This is a genomic window from Salinibacterium sp. SWN167, assembly GCF_015864665.1.
Lineage (GTDB): Bacteria > Actinomycetota > Actinomycetes > Actinomycetales > Microbacteriaceae > Rhodoglobus.
This window is the reverse complement of the sequence record NZ_JADYWU010000001.1, coordinates 40,895-60,250: the sequence shown is the minus strand read 5'-3', so window position 1 is coordinate 60,250 and position 19,356 is coordinate 40,895. Positions and strand designations below refer to the sequence as shown.

General features: G+C 62.8%; 21 protein-coding genes. 13 read left to right on the top strand and 8 right to left on the bottom strand.

Annotated elements, in window-relative coordinates; genetic code table 11:
* Nucleotides 1-957 carry an NAD(P)-dependent oxidoreductase gene (locus I6E60_RS00305; RefSeq protein WP_231601077.1) on the bottom strand — a complete coding sequence of 319 codons (957 nt, stop codon included), beginning with the start codon at nt 955-957 and terminating at the stop codon, nt 1-3.
* 90 nt (nt 958-1,047) lie between these two features.
* Between I6E60_RS00305 and I6E60_RS00300 the strand changes: the two genes are divergently transcribed.
* The gene (locus I6E60_RS00300) at nt 1,048-3,618 is read left to right on the top strand and encodes a LuxR C-terminal-related transcriptional regulator (protein WP_197178272.1); all 2,571 of its coding nucleotides are present in this window, start codon (nt 1,048-1,050) and stop codon (nt 3,616-3,618) included.
* 24 nt (nt 3,619-3,642) lie between these two features.
* On the opposite strand, the gene I6E60_RS00295 is transcribed toward I6E60_RS00300, so the two are convergent.
* Nucleotides 3,643-4,134: a hypothetical protein gene (locus I6E60_RS00295; RefSeq protein WP_197121910.1), complete on the bottom strand. Its 492-nt coding sequence runs from the start codon at nt 4,132-4,134 to the stop codon at nt 3,643-3,645.
* A 95-nt stretch (nt 4,135-4,229) separates the two neighbouring features.
* Here I6E60_RS00295 and I6E60_RS00290 point away from each other — a divergent pair, with 95 nt between their 5' ends.
* Nucleotides 4,230-4,670, top strand: coding sequence for a nitroreductase family deazaflavin-dependent oxidoreductase (locus tag I6E60_RS00290; RefSeq protein WP_197121908.1), 441 nt, complete (start codon nt 4,230-4,232; stop codon nt 4,668-4,670).
* Nucleotides 4,671-4,701: 31 nt separating this feature from the next.
* Here I6E60_RS00290 and I6E60_RS00285 read toward each other — a convergent pair whose 3' ends face one another.
* Both I6E60_RS00285 and I6E60_RS00280 read right to left on the bottom strand, forming a co-directional pair.
* On the bottom strand, nt 4,702-5,076 hold the full coding sequence (locus I6E60_RS00285; RefSeq protein WP_197178271.1) for a CrcB family protein: 375 nt from the start codon (nt 5,074-5,076) through the stop codon (nt 4,702-4,704).
* Nucleotides 5,073-5,675 carry a CrcB family protein gene (locus I6E60_RS00280; RefSeq protein WP_197121904.1) on the bottom strand — a complete coding sequence of 201 codons (603 nt, stop codon included), beginning with the start codon at nt 5,673-5,675 and terminating at the stop codon, nt 5,073-5,075. Before I6E60_RS00280 ends, I6E60_RS00285 begins: the two co-directional genes overlap by 4 nt.
* A 90-nt stretch (nt 5,676-5,765) precedes the next feature.
* On the opposite strand from I6E60_RS00280, the gene I6E60_RS00275 reads away from it, so the two are divergent.
* Both I6E60_RS00275 and I6E60_RS00270 read left to right on the top strand, forming a co-directional pair.
* Nucleotides 5,766-7,124: a TrkH family potassium uptake protein gene (locus I6E60_RS00275; RefSeq protein WP_197178270.1), complete on the top strand. Its 1,359-nt coding sequence runs from the start codon at nt 5,766-5,768 to the stop codon at nt 7,122-7,124.
* The gene (locus I6E60_RS00270; RefSeq protein WP_231601076.1) at nt 7,117-7,815 is read left to right on the top strand and encodes a TrkA family potassium uptake protein; all 699 of its coding nucleotides are present in this window, start codon (nt 7,117-7,119) and stop codon (nt 7,813-7,815) included. The genes I6E60_RS00275 and I6E60_RS00270 overlap by 8 nt, the downstream gene beginning before the upstream one ends.
* A 36-nt stretch (nt 7,816-7,851) precedes the next feature.
* Here I6E60_RS00270 and I6E60_RS00265 read toward each other — a convergent pair whose 3' ends face one another.
* Nucleotides 7,852-8,496, bottom strand: coding sequence for an alpha/beta hydrolase (locus I6E60_RS00265; RefSeq protein ID WP_197121900.1), 645 nt, complete (start codon nt 8,494-8,496; stop codon nt 7,852-7,854).
* A gap of 85 nt (nt 8,497-8,581) precedes the next feature.
* On the opposite strand from I6E60_RS00265, the gene I6E60_RS00260 reads away from it, so the two are divergent.
* From I6E60_RS00260 to I6E60_RS00250, 3 genes are read left to right on the top strand one after another with little or no spacing between them, the layout of a single operon-like run.
* Entirely contained in the window at nt 8,582-10,249 is a 1,668-nt protein-coding gene (locus I6E60_RS00260; protein ID WP_197121898.1) for a circularly permuted type 2 ATP-grasp protein, read from the top strand.
* Nucleotides 10,243-11,175, top strand: a complete 933-nt coding sequence (locus I6E60_RS00255) for an alpha-E domain-containing protein (RefSeq protein ID WP_197107043.1) — start codon at nt 10,243-10,245, stop codon at nt 11,173-11,175. The genes I6E60_RS00260 and I6E60_RS00255 overlap by 7 nt, the downstream gene beginning before the upstream one ends.
* Nucleotides 11,172-12,020, top strand: coding sequence for a transglutaminase family protein (locus tag I6E60_RS00250; protein ID WP_197121896.1), 849 nt, complete (start codon nt 11,172-11,174; stop codon nt 12,018-12,020). The genes I6E60_RS00255 and I6E60_RS00250 overlap by 4 nt, the downstream gene beginning before the upstream one ends.
* Here I6E60_RS00250 and I6E60_RS00245 read toward each other — a convergent pair.
* Both I6E60_RS00245 and I6E60_RS00240 read right to left on the bottom strand, forming a co-directional pair.
* Nucleotides 12,017-13,354 carry an MFS transporter gene (locus I6E60_RS00245; RefSeq protein WP_197121894.1) on the bottom strand — a complete coding sequence of 446 codons (1,338 nt, stop codon included), beginning with the start codon at nt 13,352-13,354 and terminating at the stop codon, nt 12,017-12,019. The genes I6E60_RS00250 and I6E60_RS00245 overlap by 4 nt on opposite strands.
* Complete coding sequence (locus I6E60_RS00240) at nt 13,351-13,767, bottom strand: MarR family winged helix-turn-helix transcriptional regulator (RefSeq protein ID WP_197121892.1); 417 nt, start codon at nt 13,765-13,767, stop codon at nt 13,351-13,353. Before I6E60_RS00240 ends, I6E60_RS00245 begins: the two co-directional genes overlap by 4 nt.
* A 109-nt stretch (nt 13,768-13,876) precedes the next feature.
* Between I6E60_RS00240 and I6E60_RS00235 the strand changes: the two genes are divergently transcribed.
* Genes I6E60_RS00235 through I6E60_RS00215 form a run of 5 tightly spaced genes read left to right on the top strand, consistent with a single transcriptional unit; the run spans nt 13,877 to nt 18,137 of the window.
* The gene (locus tag I6E60_RS00235) at nt 13,877-14,803 is read left to right on the top strand and encodes an alpha/beta hydrolase (RefSeq protein ID WP_197178269.1); all 927 of its coding nucleotides are present in this window, start codon (nt 13,877-13,879) and stop codon (nt 14,801-14,803) included.
* Entirely contained in the window at nt 14,804-15,265 is a 462-nt protein-coding gene (locus I6E60_RS00230; RefSeq protein WP_197121887.1) for an HIT family protein, read from the top strand.
* A gap of 33 nt (nt 15,266-15,298) precedes the next feature.
* On the top strand, nt 15,299-16,348 hold the full coding sequence (locus I6E60_RS00225; RefSeq protein WP_197123559.1) for a biotin/lipoate A/B protein ligase family protein: 1,050 nt from the start codon (nt 15,299-15,301) through the stop codon (nt 16,346-16,348).
* Nucleotides 16,327-17,385 (top strand): iron ABC transporter permease, encoded by a 1,059-nt coding sequence (locus tag I6E60_RS00220; RefSeq protein ID WP_197121885.1) that lies wholly within the window; start codon nt 16,327-16,329, stop codon nt 17,383-17,385. Before I6E60_RS00225 ends, I6E60_RS00220 begins: the two co-directional genes overlap by 22 nt.
* Nucleotides 17,382-18,137, top strand: a complete 756-nt coding sequence (locus tag I6E60_RS00215; RefSeq protein ID WP_197178268.1) for a heme ABC transporter ATP-binding protein — start codon at nt 17,382-17,384, stop codon at nt 18,135-18,137. Before I6E60_RS00220 ends, I6E60_RS00215 begins: the two co-directional genes overlap by 4 nt.
* A 34-nt stretch (nt 18,138-18,171) precedes the next feature.
* Here I6E60_RS00215 and I6E60_RS00210 read toward each other — a convergent pair whose 3' ends face one another.
* Nucleotides 18,172-18,456 carry a GNAT family N-acetyltransferase gene (locus I6E60_RS00210; protein ID WP_197107051.1) on the bottom strand — a complete coding sequence of 95 codons (285 nt, stop codon included), beginning with the start codon at nt 18,454-18,456 and terminating at the stop codon, nt 18,172-18,174.
* A gap of 76 nt (nt 18,457-18,532) precedes the next feature.
* Between I6E60_RS00210 and I6E60_RS14615 the strand changes: the two genes are divergently transcribed.
* Entirely contained in the window at nt 18,533-19,345 is an 813-nt protein-coding gene (locus I6E60_RS14615; protein WP_197178267.1) for a M15 family metallopeptidase, read from the top strand.
* Nucleotides 19,346-19,356: the final 11 nt, after the last annotated feature.

Genomic DNA, 19,356 nt, shown 5'->3' with positions numbered 1-19,356 from the left:
CTAGCGCCCGTCAATCACCACGTACGCGAGCGGCTCGCCAGCGACGAGCCGACGCGCTTGCTCGCGCATGACGGCATCCACTCGGGCGTGCATGGCTGAGGTTGCGCCGCCGATGTGCGGGGTGATGGTGACGCCGGGCGTCGACCAGAGCGGGTGATTGCTGGGCAGCGGTTCCGGCTCAGTGACGTCGAGCGCCGCGCGAACGTGACCGGTGGATGCCGCAGCCACGAGGGCGTCGGTGTCGACGATCTTGCCCCGAGACACGTTCACGAGAAGCGCGCCAGGTTTCATCGCCTCTAGGAAGGAGGCGTCGACGAGCCCGGTGGTCTCATCGCTGAGGGGCACGGCGATCGCCACGATGTCGGCTTTGGCGAGTAACGCGGGCAGGGCATCCATTGATTGCACGGCGCCGCGGGCATCGCTGCGGTTAGTGCGGGCTACCCGCACAACGTTGGCGTCGAAGGGGGCAAGCTTGTCGGCGATCTGGTTGCCGACCCCACCGGCGCCGACGATGACGACGGTTGTGCCCGCAACTCCGGGCTGTTCGTGCTGGTCCCAGATGCCGGCCTGTTGGTGAGCGAAGTGCTGAGGAAAGCCGCGCTGCTCAGAGATGATCATGCCGACCGCGAGCTCGGCGGTGGAGGCTTCGTGCACACCGATGGCGTTGCAGTAAGTGATGCCAGCCGGCAGACGGGTCTCGACGCCGTCGTACCCGAGGGATTGCGACTGGAGTGCTGCGACATCCATTCCGGCAAATGATGCGAGACCGCCACTCGCGCCTAGGTAGCCGAGGAGCGCGAGGTCGATGTGCACCGGGGGAGCGCCGTCGGCCGGACCCCACACGATAACGTTCACGTCGGGCAGTTGCGGCGCCAGTCGGTCGTGAATGTGCTGGTCCGGTAGGGCGATGGTGATCATGGCACAGGTCTCCTGAGTGGGGCATCGGGCGGCGATCATTCCAGCATGCCTTATGGAAGGTTATTCAGGTTGTGACGCCCGGCCACTATGCTGGCGGCCACATCATTGGTCGAGGCGGGGAGGCATGTCATGGCACGGTGGCCGGTTCTGCCCCGTGAAAGTGAGCGGGATGCTGTGCTTGCGGCCCTTCGCGGCCCTCGACCGCGGTCGGTGATGTTGCGCGGCCCGAGTGGGGTCGGCAAGACAACATTGGGCGCCCACATCTCGCAGGCTCTGCGCGCCGATGGACGCACGGTGATCCCCGTCATTGGTCTCGCTGAGCTCGTGGATGTTCCCCTCGGTGCCCTTGCCCCGGTGCTCGCCAGTTCGGGCAGGCACGATCTCGAGAGTGTGAGCGACCGCGTTCAGGCCCTCGTCGGTGTGGTGGGGGAGAACCCGCAGAAGTTTGTGCTCGTCATCGATGATGCTCCACTCCTCGATGCCGTTTCGGCGAGCGTGCTTTACCAACTGGTACGTGTCTTCGGCGTCACGACGCTCCTGACAGCCCGGGATTCGCACGAACTCGACGGCCCCATCGCGCGACTGCTGCACGAAAACCTCATCGACATCGTTGAGCTCGAAGGGTTGAGCCTCGAACACAGCCAGTCGATCCTCCAACAGTATTTGGGCGGAACGTTGCGCCCCGAGAGCCTGCGCGGTCTCTTCGAGGCGAGCCGCGGCAACCCACTGATGCTGCGCGAACTCATTTTTGCGGCAGCGCGAGCGGGTGGCATCCACAGCGGTGATTTTGGGGTTGAAGTGTCGATCGCGACGCTGCCGAAGCATGTGCGCGCAACGATTGCCGACCGCGTTCAGCAGCTCACAACCGCGCAGCGTCGGTTGGCTCAGCTCATTGCGATCGCGCAGCCCATTCCGCGCGCGGCCATGAGGGCCGAGGAGACGGATGCGCTTGCCTTCCTTACGGGCGAGGGCATTGTCGAAGACGCTGGCGACGAAACAACACCTCTTCTGCGGCTAGCGCATCCTCTCTTTGCCGAGGCGCTCACGATCGAGCTGACGCAGGACACACGCGCAGAGTTGGTCACGGAGATCGCGGGTCGACTGATTCCGATGGGCGATCAGCAACTGCGATTCACGGCAACGGTATTGCTCATCTCGACGGATGCCGTGATCAGCAACGACGATTTGGATTGGGCGGCGAGCTACGCCCATGCCGCCGGCGACCATGCTGTTGCGGCATCGCTCGCGGAACGCGCCCAACTCAGTGAGCGGCGGTTCGCGCCTGAGCTGGTGCTTGCGAGTGCGCTCTCGGCTCTGGCCCAGTCCGACCGGGCGTCCGCAGTGTTCGAGTCGGCGATTGGTCTCTCCGGCGATGACGAACAGCGGGCTATTGCCCTCGCCCGCTGGGGTCAGCACATGGTTTATCGCCTCTCTCGACCCTCGGATGCTGTCGACCGGGTGACGTGCGAATTGTCGCGAATGGATGCTCGCGCTCAGCCGGTGCTGCGTCCGGAACTGGCCAAGTGGCAACTCATGACGGGAGACGCTCAAGCTCTCGCCGAGGTCGCCGACCCGGTATCTCCCGAGGGCGGGCTCGGCGCCGTGAACGCGGGACTCACCGCGGCAATGATCGCGACGATGGCGGGCAATCCCGCCGATGCGTTTGCCGCCATTCTGCAGACCCGACCCCTCGCCAACGCTTTCCGCTTTGAAGCGCCGTTCGCGAGCTCGCTTCTCGATCTCTCCGAGTTCTTGGCGCTCGTTGCCTCAGCCGAGATCGGCCGCGCCCGCGATTTCGCAACCCAGCGCCGCCTCGACCGGTTCGCAGATTCTGCCGGGGTGTGGTCGTTCGCGCTGGCCATTGTGCGCCTTCACGAGGGGCGATTGAGCGACGCCCAATCGCTCGCCACTCTGGCAGTTGAACAGTTGAAGTGGCGCGACTTCACCGGGTTGCTTGGCACCGCGATTGCCTTGCACGCCACCGTCGACGCCCAGTTGGGTGAGCCAGAAACAGCCAGAGAACTGCTCTCCGAAATCACCCCAGAGCATGCTGGCGACGCCAAAGTCATTCTGCAGCGCGCCGAGTGCGAGGCCTGGTTGTTGGCGGCCGAGGGGCGCACCGACGAAGCGGCCGGCGTGATCGTCGCGGCTGCCGCCGAGGGCATAATCCTCGGTCACTTCTTGCTGAGTGCCCTCACTCTTACTGTGGCGATTCGGGTGGGGCATCCCGCTGTCGCGCGCGAGCAACTGGAATTGCTGACGCACCTCTCGCCTTCGCCGCTGGTGGCCAGCATCCGCGACTGGGCAGAGGTGGCAGCCGAAGCGGATGTCGCCCGCCTCTGTGTGCTCGCTCCCGCTCTTGCCTCCTCGGGATTAGCGGCACTCGCGGTCGATGGTCTTCTCGCGGGTGCACGCACCGCGGCGAAGGCCGACCGGCGCGAGTTGGAGCGCAAAGCAACGTTGCTCGCCCGCCGCCTCGCGGCCGACATGGATCAGGTGCCGGGGGAGTCTCACACCGCCGAGCTCACTGAGCGAGAGTGGACAATTGCCCGGGCTGCTGCTGGCCGCAAACGCAGTCGTGAGATTGGCCAGCAGCTCGGGTTGTCTGTCAGAACCGTTGACAACCATTTGGCTCGTATTTATCGCAAGCTGGGGGTCAAGGGTCGGGTTGAGCTTGAAGAGGTTCTTGCCGAGCTGTAGCAGCGGCGAGAACGAAGCGGGTCTTTACTCCTCGTTCGCGGACACGATCATGTTCACGAGAGTGCCGTCTTCTTCGGTGGTTCCCCACGAGTATTGAATGATCCAGTCGTCACTTTGTAGACCGTAGAGAAAGCCCTCGTCGCCGAGCGAGAGCTCGGAAATCATTTCAAAGCCACTCGAGACGAGCTTGTCGTAGCCAGCTTGCGCTGCCGCTTCATCCCCCACGTTGATGGTGGCGCTGTAGCCCCCATCGATGCCGAGCGAGAACAGGATGTCGCCGTCCGGCGCGGGTACTTCTGCGGGCCACGACTTCGGCAGCGAGCCTCCAGTGCCGTCGCCATCGACATCCACGTCGACACCGGTTGCGCCCTCAATCGCGTTTTCAACGGTGTTCTCGATGAGGTTGTCAGTGAAGTCCTCGAGCGGGTTGCCGAAGCAGCCGGAGAGGGAGACGGAGAGCCCTGCCGCAAGGGAGATGGCGATGGCGCTTTTCAGCGCGCGCTGTGAAGTGATCATGCGCCAAGTAAACTCCTCGGCCGTGCTCGGGCGCGTGAGTAAAAACTACCTATCTCTGAGTAACAGGCTCAGGTGTCGGCAGGTAACGTGGAGCCATGCCGCTTACAGGAGAGTACGAACCCAGCACGTCAGAGTGGGCCCGCAACCAGGCCGACGTTTTTGAAGCCAGCAACGGCCACGAGGGCAACCTCATGCGCGGGATGCCGATCATTGTCTTGACCACGGTGGGTGCCAAATCTGGCAAGCTGCGCAAGACCGCGCTCATGCGAGTGGAACACGATGGCAACTATGCCGTTGTTGCCTCGCTCGGTGGGGCACCGAAGCATCCGGTCTGGTACTACAACATCGTCGCTCAGCCGCACGTTGAGCTGCACGATGTGGGAATCAAGGGTGATTTTATGGCCCGCGAGGTGACCGGTGACGAGAAGGCTCTCTGGTGGGAGCGTTCGGTCGCGGCGTACCCCGACTATGAGGATTACCAGGCCAAGACCGAGCGCGAGATTCCGGTCTTCGTGTTGGAGCCGATCAGCGCCTAAGTGCGCCGTCGGGACTCAGCGAACGGCTGGGTCAGAGCGCCCGGCCGATCATGAGTCCGAGCGCCGCTACCAGCACGGCGACAGCAAGCATGCCGAAGGAGTTCGCGATGGCGAGCCACACCCGGTTTTCTTGCAGCAGCCGCAGAGTCTGAAAGCTTGTCGTGCTGAACGCGGTGAAGCCGCCCACCATGCCGACTCCGGCGTAGAGGCCGAGTTCTTCGGGCACGAAATGACCGGCCGTCATTCCCGTGATGAGGCCGAACAGAAACGATCCGGTGATGTTGATGATCGACATTGCGACGGGATAGTTGGTGCGGATGCGGCGGTGCACGAACGCGTTCACGGCTAGGCGTAGGGCGGCGCCCAGCCCGCCCGCGACGGTGATGAAGAGTGCTCCGAGAATCATCGAACCAACCGTTCGTGCTGGCGCAGAATGCGGAACCAACTCTTCGACGTAAAGACGCCCAGCCAGACGGCTCCCGCTCCGGCAATGAGCGTTGCGCTACCGTAAGCAACCGCGAGCAGAACGTGGTGGCGTTCAGAGACGATCACAATGTCAACTGCGAGCTGCGCGTAGCTCGTGAGGGCGCCCAAGAACCCGACGGCAGTAAGGAGCCGGATCACGCGCATCCGCCTAGATTCTTGACGTTCGGCCAGACTCTGCAGCAGCAGCCCGAGCAGGAACGGCCCCGCGACGTTGACGATCACGGTCCCGAGCGAGAGGGTTTCCCAGATCGGAGTCGTCTGCGCGATGATGAATCGCACAGCAGCACCAAGCCCACCACCAAGGGCGGCGAGTGCAAGATGACGAGGTCGGATGCGGATCATCTCGGGCATCCCCACAACCGTGCGGGTGATCTCGATGTCGCTGTTCATCGGCAGCCGGGCTCGCAAGCGCCGTCGCCAGCGCGGGAAATGCCACGGGCGGCGCAGCGGCGCGTGGAGCTCGTCAGCGTCGGCGGGCAGCCGGTGAGCCTGCGGCCGGTCGTCCGGGGCGTTGGGCACGGCGAGCCTCCGGTCGTTGCAGTGGTTGCTCTTAACAGTAGCGAATGAAAAGTCGTGACGATTGGCCCCAAACAGGCGTACTGTATCCCGGTGCACAACATCCTTCGCGGGACGGGGAGCAAGCGAAAACTGGTTCACCCAGCGCAGCTCACTCTTCTCGGGTTTTTGATTGGTATCGCAGCGGGCACAGCCCTGCTGGCGCTACCCATTTCGCGTACCGGTCCGGGCGGCGCAACCCTCGTGGAGGCGTTCTTCACTGCGGTCTCCGCGATGTGTGTGACCGGTCACGTGATCGTCGACACCTCCACGTATTGGACCGGCTTCGGCCAGGTCGTCATCATGGTGCTCATCCAGGTCGGCGGCTTCGGAGTCATGACGTTCGCCTCCATCATCGGTATCGCCGTCGTGCGAAGACTGTCGCTGCGCTCTCGCATTACGGCCGCGGCAGAGACCAAGAATGTTGGTTTCGGTGACGTGCGGTCGCTGATTCTCGGTGTGCTCAAGATTTCCCTCATCATCGAGGGTGCCGGTGCGGTCATCCTCTTCTTCTGGTTCCTGCTTCGCTACGGCTACAGCGTGGGCGAGGCGGCGTGGTTCGCGCTTTTCCATGCAGTGTCGTCGTTCAACAACGCTGGCTTTGCGCTCTTCAGCGACAACATGATGTCGTTCGTTGACGACCCGGTGGTCTCGCTCACGCTCTGTGCCGAGATCATCCTCGGTGGTCTCGGCTTCCCGGTGATCATTCAACTGCTGCGCTTCGGCGGAAACCGTCTCAAGTGGAGCATGAACACGCGCATCGTGATCGCCGCGACTCCACTGCTTCTCGTCGCGGGTGCCGTCTACATCACGCTCATCGAGTGGAACAACCCCGCGACCCTCGGCCCGCTCGACTGGCACACCAAGATTCTCGCCGGGTTTTTCCAATCCGTGCAGACCCGCACCGCTGGCTTCAACAGCATCGATATCGGTGCCATGAGCGAAGCGACCCAGTTCGGGATGACCGCGCTCATGTTCATCGGAGGCGGCCCGGCCGGCACTGCCGGTGGCATCAAGGTCACGACTTTTGCGGTGCTGTTCTTCATCCTCCTCGCGGAGGTGCGCGGAGACGGCGTCGTGAATGTTTTCGGCAAGCGACTGTCGCGCGCGGTGCACCGCCAAGCGATCGCGGTGGTCTTGCTGTCGGGGGGAGTCGTGGCGACATCCACGGTCACGATCATGTTGTTGTCGGGGCTGCCGCTGAGCCCGGTGCTGTTCGAAACCGTCTCGGCCTTCGGCACGGTCGGGCTCTCAGAGGGCATCACCCCTGAACTGCCGGTCGCGGCGCAACTGATCCTCGCTGTTCTCATGTTTGTGGGCCGCCTTGGTCCGATTAGTTTTGCTACCGCGCTCGCTCTGCGTGAGCGCGCTGTCCTGTATGAACTTCCCAAAGAAAGGCCGATCATTGGCTAAATTGCGCATGTTCTCTGGTTCGGATGCTTCGAGTGTGGCTGCCGCAGATTCGGTGGCGGTGATCGGGTTGGGCCGTTTCGGCCGCGCCCTCGCGCTGGAGCTCATGGCCAATGGCACTGAAGTGCTCGGCATCGATCTGGATGAGTCGATCGTGCAAGAACTCAACGGCCAGCTCACTCATGTGGTCGCCGCCGATTCAACGCGTGAAGAGGTGCTGCAGCAGTTGGCGGTGCCTGAGTTCGATCGCGTGGTTGTCGCGATCGGCAGTGACATTCAGGCGAGCATTCTCACGACTTCGCTGCTGTTGCGGTTCAACGTGGCGCACGTGTGGGCGAAAGCGGTGAGCGACGCGCATGGCACGATTCTGGAACAACTCGGCGTGGGCCACGTGATCTACCCCGAAAAGGAGATGGGTCGCCGGGTAGCTCACCTCGTGCGCGGTTCCATGCAGGACTACCTTGAGATCGGCGACGATTTTTCGCTCGTCAAGATGGCGCCGCCCGTCGCGATCATCGGCAAGACGCTCGGGGAATCGCGGGTTCGTTCAACGGCGGGCGTCACGGTCACTGCGGTGCGTCCGCACGGCGGAGCGTGGACCTACACTGACGAGAAAACGGTTATTGCTGCCGACGACACCATTCTGGTTTCCGGCCCCACGAGCAAGGCAGAAGCCTTCAGCTTGCGTCGTTAGCGGAATGAACAGGCAGCCGGCGCGCGCGAGCGGCTGTTAGCGCAGCGAGCTCAACCAGATCTCGCAGAGCGCCTGCCACGCTTCGGCTGGCGTGCCTTCTGCAAGGCCCAAGCCGTGCTTGCCGTCCGCGAAGACGTGCAGTTCGTGGCGTACTCCGGCCTCTGCCAGCGCGGTAGCGAGCGGGTAGGAGTGCTCTGCGACCGGAACGGGTTCGTCGGCGGCGGTGTGCCAGATAAACATCGGGGGAGTGGCGGGTGTCACCAACAACTCAAGAGAGGTGTCTTCCCGAAGATAATCGTTGGCATCCAGCCCAATGAGTTCTTCGCGTGACCCGGCGTGCGTCGGCGTCACCATGCTGACAACGGGGTAGCTGAGCACCGCGAAATCGGGGCGCTCTTCTGGCTTAGCGACGGGCGCGACGGCAGCGTGACCAGCTAAATGGCCGCCAGCGGAGAAGCCCAAAACGCCCACGAGCGGGGCCCCTAGCGCACGTTCTTTCGCAATTTCAGACTGAATTGCCAGCAAAGGGGCTGGATGTTTGGTGCTCACGGGGTATTCGACGACGCGGGCATTCCAGCCAATCGATCGCAACCAGGCAGCAACGGGCTCGCCTTCGTGGGGTGCGAGTCGCGAATAACCTCCGCCAGGGAGAACAAGAATTGTGGGGAGGTTGGCAGCCATTACTTAACTGTAAATTGTGCAAGACATTTCGGCTGAATCAACGCACTAGCGAGCGAAACTGTTTCAATCGGCCTAGTGTCTGTACATGGCAGATTTGTTTGACGGATACACATCAAGCGCCTCCAAACGCACCGGACCAGCCGCGTGGGATGAGATGTTCTCTGCCGATAGCGAGATACGTCGCCCCTACCGCGAGATTCATGACGCGCTGGCGCAAATGACGCAAGAAGAGTTGCGCGGACGTACTGAAGCTCTCGCCGACAGTTACCTCGCCCAGGGCGTTACCTTCGACTTCGCTGGCGAAGAGAGGCCCTTTCCTCTCGACGCGGTTCCTCGGGTTATTGACCTCTCCGAGTGGAAACAGGTCGAGTCGGGAGTTAAACAGCGTGTTCGTGCGCTCGAAGCATTCCTGGCCGACATCTACGGGCCGCAGAATGCCATCAAAGATGGTGTGATTCCTGCTCGCATGATCACCTCTTCCAGCCACTTCCATCGGCAGGCGGCCGGCATTGAGCCCGCCAACGGCGTGCGGATTCAGGTCAGCGGTATCGACCTCATCCGCGACGAAGTTGGTGCGTGGCGCGTTCTCGAAGACAACGTGCGCGTGCCCAGCGGTGTGAGCTATGTGATCTCGAACCGTCGAGTGATGGCGCAGACGCTTCCCGAGTTGTTCGTCTCGATGCGGGTTCGCCCCGTCGGTGACTACCCCCACAAGTTGCTGCAGGCACTGCGCGCTAGTGCACCCGGCGGCGTGGATGAACCCAACGTCGTTGTGCTCACTCCGGGTGTCTACAACTCTGCGTACTTCGAGCACACGCTGCTCGCCCGCCTCATGGGCGTCGAGCTCGTGGAGGGCCGTGACCTGTTCTGCTCCGGTGGCCGGGTCTGGATGCGCACCACTGCCGGTCCCACCCGCGTCGACGTGATCTATCGCCGGGTTGACGACGAGTTCCTCGACCCGCTGCAGTTCCGTGCCGACTCGATGTTGGGCAGCCCGGGCATGATGCTCGCTGCTCGCCTCGGAAACGTCACGATCGCCAACGCGGTCGGAAACGGTGTTGCCGACGACAAGCTCGTCTACACCTACTTGCCCGATCTCACCGAGTACTACCTCGGCGAGAAGTCGATCATCCCCAACGTCGATACGTGGCGACTCGAAGATCCGGGAGCGCTCGAAGAAGTGCTCGACCGTCTTGATGAGCTCGTGATCAAGCCCGTTGATGGCTCCGGCGGTAAGGGCCTCGTGATTGGCCCAGCGGCATCCAAAGCTGAATTGGAGACGCTCAAGAAGCAGCTCCTCAAGGATCCCCGGGGCTGGATTGCGCAGCCGGTTGTGCAGCTATCGACGATTCCGACGGTCGTGGATGACGGCATGCGACCGCGTCACGCCGACCTTCGCCCCTTCGCGGTCAACGACGGAAACGATGTGTGGGTGTTGCCAGGTGGCCTCACTCGCGTCGCGTTGCCCGAGGGACAGCTGGTGGTCAACAGCTCGCAGGGTGGTGGCTCGAAAGACACGTGGGTTGTCGGTCGCGAGAAGGTCGAAGCGTCCGAGAGCACGCTCCAGGGTCTGGTCGAACGTCAGGCGGATACCGAAGCCATCACGGTCATTACTCCCGAAATGCTTCTCGAAGCCTCCGGGCATGCTGACCATGTTGAAGATCAGGACAGCACGCGAACGCTCACTCAGCGTCAACGTCAAGAAGAGCAGCAACAGCAGAGTGTCGACACCGAGGGAGGTCAATCATGCTGAGCCGCATTGCAGAATCACTGTTCTGGATCGGGCGCTACATTGAGCGTGCTGACGGAACCGCCCGCATCCTCGACGTTCACCTTCAGCTGTTGCTCGAAGACCCGTGGATTGAAGAAGACGATGCCTGCCGCGCGCTCTTGAGTGTGATGGGCAGCGAGGCTCCCGCTGATGCTGTTCTCACTCGTGGCGACGTGCTGTCGATCCTTGCTGTTGACCGCACCGAGCCTGCCTCGATCGCCTATTCGCTCGGTGCTGCTCGTGAAAATGCCCGGCGTGCTCGCGAGATCGTGTCGACGGAATTGTGGGAGTGCCTCAATACAACGCAGGCTCGGATGCCGCGCCGCATTTCCGGAGACAAAGTCAGCGATTTCTTCGCCTGGGTTCGCGAACGCTCCGCTCTTGCCGTGGGAATCATCGAGTCCGCGACGAGTCGGGACGAAGCGTGGCAGTTCTTCACGCTCGGTCGCAGCCTCGAACGCGCAGACATGACGGCGCGATTGCTGGCAACCCGCAGTCTCACGGAGGCCAGTGGTCCGTCGTGGACGACCATCCTTCGTTCCTGTGGTGCCTACGAGCCTTACCTGCGCACCTACCGTGGTGTGCCGAGCGCGAGCAACGCGGCCGAGTTCTTGTTGCTCGACCGCTTGTTCCCGCGCAGCATTCTGTTCTCGGTATCGCGGGCAGAGGATTGCATGCGCGAACTTGAACCGCGGCGCATGAACCGCGTGGGGGTTGGCGACGACGCGCAGCGGCTGTTGGGCAAGATCCGCAGTGAGCTCGAATATCGACCGATCGCTGAAATTTTGGATGACCTGCCGCACCACATGGATCGTGTGCAGGCAGCAACGAGTGCGGCTTCGGAGGCAGTGCGTCAGCGCTACTTCCCGACGAATGCTGCTCCCGAGTGGGTTGGAGAGATCTCATGAAGCGTCTCAGGATCGTTCACTCCACAGGGTTCAGCTACGGCGGCGAAGTTACGGCGTCCTACAACGAGGCGCGGATGCTTCCCGCCAGCGTTGAGGGCCAACTCGTATTGTTCTCCAACTTGGACATCTTGCCGCTCTCAAGCCAGAGCAACTACGTCGACTATTGGGGAACCCGCGTCGCCTCCTTCGAGGTGCTGACGGGCCACAAGGAGCTGTCGCTCACCGCGACGAGTCTGGTTGAGGTGCATGAGCGCACCCACGACTTCGAGTCGATTGGCTGGGACGAGATGATCGCCACGGCCGAGCTCTCGATGGAAGCCGTCGAGAACTTGACCCAGACGCGGCGCACTGAGCCCCCAGCAGAGGTGATTGCGCTCGCGAAAGATATCGCAGCGAAGTCAGATGATGCCTGTGCTGGTGCCCTCGAAATTTCGATGGCCATCGGTAACGCGATTCAGTACATGAGCGGCGTCACTGGGGTGGCGACGACGGCGACAGAGGCCTGGGCCGGGGGAAAAGGTGTCTGCCAAGACATCGCGCATCTCGCTTTGGGCGCGCTGCGTTCCGTGGGGGTTCCTGCCCGCTATGTGTCTGGTTACCTGCACCCGAAACCGGATGCCGCGATTGGTGAAACGGTCGTCGGGGAATCCCACGCGTGGATCGAATGGTTCTGCAACGGGCAGTGGCGTGGCTACGACCCCACGAACCTCATCGACATTGGTGATCGGCACGTGCTCGTGGGTCGCGGTCGCGACTACAACGACGTGCCGCCGCTGCGCGGTGTGTACGCAGGCCCCTTCGGCTCCAAACTGTTCGTGAGTGTGGAGATTACCCGCGAGGCCTAACTAGTGCGTCGCGTGGTGGTTTCAACGATCGCGATCTCTTGGGTGGCGAGCTCACGCTCTTCATCGGGCGTGGGCTCGGGCGGGAAGCGCAAGCGCAGACGGAAGCGGCTTTCGGGCACGCGACCCACGCGCATCCCGCGGCTGTAGACGAGCCAGATGATGGCCGCCGCAGCGGCGAGTAAACCCGAGAGGGCACCGATACCGAGCGCCCAGCGGGGCCCGAGTTCGTTGGCTGCCCAGCCCACGATGGGGGCGCCGATCGGCGTGCCGCCCGCGAAGATCGCGAGGTAGAGAGCCATGACGCGACCGCGCATGATGGGCGTTGTCGAGGTCTGCACGTAGGCGTTGGCGGTGGTCATCATGGTAAGCGAGAAGACGCCGATGATCGTGAGGGCGGCGCCGAACGTCCAGTAGCTGGGGGCGAAAGCCGCGAGGAGACAGGCGAGCCCGAAGAAGGCAGAACCCACGATGACGACCCCGAAGCGGGCGCGCTCGCGGCGGGCGGCGAGCAGGGAGCCGACGACCGCACCGACCGCCATCATCGACGACAGCAGCCCGAACTCGGCGGCTCCCTTGCCGAAGACTCCGGTGGCCATGGTCGCGATGAAGACGGGGAAGTTGAAGCCAAAGGTGCCGACCAGAAAGACCATGACGAGCACAATCAGAATGTCGGGCCGGCCGCGAACATAGCGCAGCCCATCCCGAATCTGGCCCTTCGCTCGGCCAAGCTTCGCCACCGGAAAGAGCTGCCCGCGCCGCATGAACCAGAGCGAGGCGAGTACGCCGGCGAAGGATGCCGCGTTCACGATGAAGACCGGCCCGGCACCGATCGCGGCGACGAGCACGCCAGCTACGGCAGGCCCGATGAGGCGAGCGGTCTGGAACGACATCGAGTTGAGCGCCACAGCGTTGGGCAGGTCTTTGTCGCTCACGAGTTCTGAGACGAACGCTTGACGAGCGGGGGCATCAATCGCGGTCGCGACTCCGAGCAGGAGTGCGAAGACGTAGACCTGCCACAACTGCACGTGACCGGAGATCACAAGGATACCCAGGCCGAGAGCAAGAGCAAACTGGCTGAATTGGGTCCACAGCAGCACGGTGCGACGGTCGAAACGGTCGGCGATGATTCCTGTGAGTGGCATCAGCAGCAGCATGGGGCCGAACTGCAGCGCCATTGTGAACCCGAGAGCGGCGGCGTCGTAATCGGTCAGGTCAGTAAGCACGATCCAGTCTTGCGCGGTGCGTTGCATCCAGGCGCCGGTGTTGGAGACGACAGCACCGATGATCCAGAGGCGATAGTTGAAGAGGCGAAGCGAGCGAAACATTGCGCTCACGAATTGGCCAACTTCACGAGAACGGGGATGGCGGCGTGCAGGGCGGCATGCTCCTCGGGGCTGAGCCCCTCGAGCTCTGCGGCGAACCAAGCTGCGCGGCGTTGGCGGGTCTTGTCGACCAACTCGATTCCGGCATCCGTGGCTTCAATGAGCACTTTGCGGCCGTCGTCTGGCGAGCTGGAGCGGGTGATCAGGCCTTCGTCGCTGAGGCAGTTGACGGTGCGGTTCATCGAGGGCGGGGTGACGTGTTCATGCTCGGCGAGGGCGGCGAGGGTGCTGCCGCCGTGGTGAGTCAGCACGTAGAGAACGGAGAGTTGGCTGTCGCTCAGGGTGTCGTCGTGACGCTGCTGGCGGATGCGACGAGCGATACGCATGAGGGTGATTCGAAGCTCGTCGTCTAGTTTGTCTGGCACTTTCGTTAGTTTAGCAAATTAGTCTTGCTAACTAAATGTGAATCTGGCCAGCTTTACCCATATTGCTTGGAACTTCGCCGCCATAGAATGGAGGCAGCAAGGAGGCCCAATGCCCAAGTTCACGGTGCCACGAACTGATCACTCCTACACGGATGCCCACGGAGTGACGATTCACTATTACGTGTGGCAATCGCCCAAAGCCCATGCGGTGCTTCAGCTCACGCACGGCCTCGGCGACCACGCCCGCCGCTACGACTATCTCGCCCAAGCGCTCGTCGCTGCCGGCTACACGGTCTATGCCGATGACCACCGTGGGCACGGTGCAACCGGTCTCGACCAGAACGCGGGCGACGCCAGCAAACTGGGCAAGCTCGGCAAGGGCGGCCTGCGGGCGGCGACCGAAAACATCCGCGACCTCACGAAGATCATTCGGGCCGAGAACCCCACCCTTCCGTTGGCGCTGCTCGGTCACTCGTGGGGCTCCCTCATGGTGCAAGACGTGCTCAATCACCACGCCGACGAATACGAAGTGGCAATCCTCACCGGCACCGCGCACCGCACCTTCGCCCACATGAACAGCGGCAACCTCAACGCCAAGCACAAAGACCTCGGCACCACTGGCTACGAATGGCTTAGCCGCGATGCGCAGGTCGCCGAAGACTTCGTGCACGATCCGCTGACGTTCTACGCGGATGCTCTGAAACTCTTCGGCCCCATCGACGGCATGCGTCTGCTCGGTCGTCCGGCCAAACACCTCAAGCGCGACATCCCGATCCTCATCATGATCGGCGACGAAGATTCGCTCGGCGGTGAAGCCAGCATCGAGGCGCTCGCTGCCGACTACGTGGTGCGCTCCAAGCTCACCGACGTTGAGGCCATCGTGTATCCGGGTGCCCGCCACGAAATCTTCAACGAGACCAACAAAGACGACGTCATTCGAGACCTCGTGGTGTGGCTCGATGCTCGGCTCAAGCCCGTGCATCCTGACGCGACACCTCCGGCGCCAGCCCAACCCGAGGCGACCGAACCCAAATAAATGGCATCAATTTTCACTGAGATTCTGAACGGCCGCTCGCCCGGGCGCTTTATTTGGGCGGATGACCGTGTCTTCGCCATTCTCACGATCGAGCCCCGCAAGCCAGGCCATGTGCTCGTGATTCCGCGCCTCGAGGTTGATCGGTGGAGCGAACTCGACGAAGACCTTGCGATGCACATCTTCCGGGTCGGGCGGCTCATCGGCCTTGCCCAGCGTGACGAGTGGGATGCCGACCGGGTCGGTCTCATGTTCGAGGGCTACCGGGTGCCGCACGCGCACTTGCACGTCTGGCCGTCGTGGAATGTGTATGAATACAGCCACACGGGCATCAACCGCGACCCGGGTGCTGCGGCTCTGGACGAAGCTTTTCGGCGATTGCGGGCCCGCATGATCGAGCACGGCCACGGCGAGTTCGTGCCGCCGCTTGACTGGTCAATTCCGCAGGCTGACACTGCCCAGTAGGCTGGATTCGGTACAACTAGACAGGGGTGAGTGATGCACGGCGAATTCAAGGTGCCTGGCGGAAAACTCGTAGTGGTCGATCTCGACGTTGTCGACGACGCCATCACCAGCTTCCGGCTCGCCGGCGACTTCTTTCTTGAACCGGATGATGCTCTCGAAGACATCAACGCCGCCATCAACGGGCTCCCCGCAAACTCTGACGCGAAGACCATCACGGCCGCGATTCAGCAGTCGCTGCCCGAGGGCACCGTCATGCTCGGTTTCTCTGCCGAGTCGGTCGCCACGGCCATCCGTCGTGCACTGCAACGTGCCACGACCTGGAAAGACTACGACTGGCAGATCGTCACTGGGCCACCTCTCGAACCGCGCCTGCAAATGGCGATGGATCAGGTGCTCTCCGAAGAGGTTGCCTCCGGTCGTCGCCAACCCACTCTGCGCATCTGGGAATGGGACAAGCCCGCCGTCGTGATCGGCAGCTTCCAGTCTCTGCGCAACGAAGTTGACCTCGAGAACGCGAAGAAGTTCGGCTTCGAGGTCGTGCGCCGCATCTCAGGCGGTGGCGCCATGTTTATGGAGGCGGGCACCGTCATCACCTACTCGATCTACGCGCCGGTCGAGCTCGTGCAGGGCATGACCTTCGCTGACTCGTATGCGTTCCTCGACGAGTGGGTCATCATCGCTCTCAAATCACTCGGCATCGATGCCAGCTACCAACCCCTCAACGACATTGCGAGCCCCACGGGCAAGATCGGCGGGGCAGCCCAAAAGCGTCTCGGTGCTGGTGCTGTGCTGCACCACGTCACCATGAGTTACGACATGGACGGCGAGAAGATGGTGCAGGTGCTGCGCATCGGTCGCGAGAAAATGAGCGACAAGGGCACCAAGTCGGCGGCCAAGCGAGTCGACCCGCTCCGCAGCCAGACCGGCATGGAACGTGCCGACATCATCGACAGAATGGTTGCCACCTTCCGTGGGCTGCACGGTCTCACCGAGAGCGAACTCACCAGCGATGAGATCGCTCGTGCTGAAGAACTCGTGACCGAAAAATTCGGCACTGAAGAATGGTTGCAGCGCGTTCCGTGAACACCACTCTCCGCGGCCTGACCCTCACGCTCACCCTTGCCGCGCTGCTGCTGGGCGGCATCGTGGCGTCGGCTGTGCTCGGGCAACTTCCGGTGAGCCCTGCCGAAGTGGGCGGATCGCTGCTGCGCTCGCTCGGCATCCAGAACGCCTGGGCACCCACCGATTCGATCGTGGAATCCACGCTCTGGGTGGTGCGTTTCCCCCGGATTGCGATGGCCATGGTCGTGGGTGCAGCGCTCGCCGTTGCGGGCGCTGTGATGCAAGCCATCTTTGGCAACCCGCTGGCCGAACCTGGCGTCGTGGGTGTTTCATCCGGTGCCGCTCTTGGTGCCGCGATTGCGATCGTGGTGGGAGTTGCCGCGCTCGGTGACAGTGCGATTGCGCTCTTTGCTTTCGTCGGCGGGCTGCTCGCCACGCTGCTGGTTTACTTCGTCTCGCGGGCCAACGGTCGCACCGAAGTGGTGACGCTGCTGTTGACCGGTATCGCCGTGAACGCCTTCGCTGGCGCCGGCCTCGCTTTCTTGCTGTTCGTCGCCGACTCGGGCAGCCGCGAACAAATCGTGTTTTGGCAACTGGGCTCGCTCAATGGTTCGCGCTGGAGCGAAGTGCTCATCGTGGCGCTCGTCACCGCGATCGGTCTCGTCGCCGCCGTGGTGCTCGCGCGCCCCTTCGACCTGCTCGCGCTGGGGGAGCGCAACGCTCGTCACCTCGGTGTGAACGTTGAGCGCCTGCGCATCGTGTCGATCGTGATCGTTGCTCTTCTCACCGGTGTTGCCGTGGCGTTTGTGGGAATCATTGCCTTCGTCGGTTTGGTTGTGCCGCACGCCATGCGGATGGCGATCGGGCCGGCCCATCGCCCGCTCATCATTGCCAGCGCTGTCGGCGGCGCAGTACTGCTCGTGCTCTCCGACCTGCTCGCCCGCTCCGTCGTGCCCGGCGGCGACCTACCGATCGGTCTCCTCACCTCGCTCATTGGCGGCCCGTTCTTCTTCTACCTTCTGTTCCGCCAACGCCGCCAGAGCGGAGGGTGGGCATGATCAGCGCGCGCAACGTGAGTGTTCGACTCGACTCTCGCGCCATCCTCGACGACGTCAGCCTCGACGTAGCTCCGGGCGAAGTCCTTGCCCTCGTCGGGCCCAACGGTGCCGGAAAGTCGACGCTGCTGTCGGTCTTGAGCGGCGACCGCAAGCCAGACAGCGGAACCGTGACCATTGACGGGCGGGATATTGGCGGCATCCGACATGCAGAGCTCGCCCGCCTGCGCGCCGTTCTCACTCAAGAGAACACAGTCAGTTTTCCCTTCCGGGTGTCTGAAGTCGTTGCCATGGGCCGAAGCCCGTGGTCGCGAACCAGGGATAGCCGTGACGACGTTGCCGTCGTCAATGATGCTCTTGCCGTCACGGATGTCGCCCACCTGAGCGAGCGCCGGTTCACCACGCTGTCGGGGGGCGAAAAGGCGCGCGTCTCGCTCGCGCGAGTTCTCGCTCAGCACACCCCCGTCGTGTTCTTAGATGAGCCGACTGCAGCCCTCGACCTGCGCCACCAAGAAGAGGTGATGCGGGTTGCCCGCTCGATGGCCGCCGATGGTCGTGCTGTCGTGGTCGTACTCCACGACCTCAGCCTCGCCGGTGCCTACTCCGACCGCCTCGCCCTCGTTGCGCACGGCACGCTCGACGCGATCGGTACTCCCAGCGAAGTACTCACCGCCGAGCGCGTCGAGCGGGTCTATGGCCTCGCGGTCGACCTGCACGACGTTGGCGGGCATCCGGTAGTCGTTCCCCGACGCTGACGGCGGCGATTGACCGACCAGCCGCGAAGAGCGACTAGCGGCTGAGAAGGTCGCGGTACTCGGGGTGATCGGTGATGAATTTATCGATGAACTCGCACTTTGCCACGACGCGGGTTTCGCTTTCGGCACGCACCAGATTCAGGGCGCCGCGGGCTAGTTCGCTGCCGCGACCCCGGCCTCGAAACTTGGGATCAATCTCGGTGTGCACAAAAACGATCTGATCGTCGCGCAGCTGGTAGTCGGCGAGTCCGGCCTGCACGCCATCGACAAGCAACTCGTACCGGTGCATTGCAGGGTCGTGGATAACTTCGCTGGCCATGACCAAAGCCTAGTCGCGGTGTCTCGGCTGGGGATGTGTTCTGCGGCGCGTCAAAGCATGGGAATAGTATCGACGGGTGTCTGATTCTCCTCCCCCCAGTTCCGGCGGGTCGCACCGCCGATTGATCATCATCGCCGTCGCCGGTTTCGTGCTGATCGTTATCGCCGCAGTGGCTTCGTTTGTCGCGCTTGAGCCCGGTCCCGAGCCGGTTGCGACCGCAACCCGCACGCCTACTCCGACGCCCACTCCCACCCCGACGCCAACACCTACCCCCACTCCCACGTTCGACAAAACCCAGTTCTCCATCGACGATGCGAGCAGTCTCTGGGTCGTGGCGAACAAGCTTCGCCCGCTCAACCCGCAAACCTACGAACCGAACCTCGTGTTCGTCGATGTGCCGTACGTGTATGAGCCCTACTTGACGCCGGATGCTGCAGCGGCGGTCATCGAAATGTTTGCTGCGTTCGAAGCTGAAACCGGGCTTCAGATGCAGTCGCAGAGCTCCTACCGCAGCTATTGGTCTCAAGAGAGCGTCTATGCCGGCTGGGTATCAAGTCTTGGGCAAGAGGCTGCAGACCTCACGAGCGCGCGCCCAGGCCACAGCGAACACCAAACCGGTCTCTCGATTGACGTGAGTGCGTCGCCTGCGAATTGCACCCTTGACCAGTGCTTTGGTGACACCCCGCAGGGGCAGTGGTTGGCGGAAAATGGCTGGAAGTACGGCTTCACTGTCCGCTATCCCGAGGGAAAAACCGACATCACCGGGTACGAGTACGAGCCATGGCACATGCGCTACGTGGGCAATGCACTTGCCGCTGAACTTCACAGCACGGGCATCCAAACCTTGGAGGAGTTCTTTGGTCTGCCTGCGGCACCGAACTACGGCTAGCCGCTGGCACC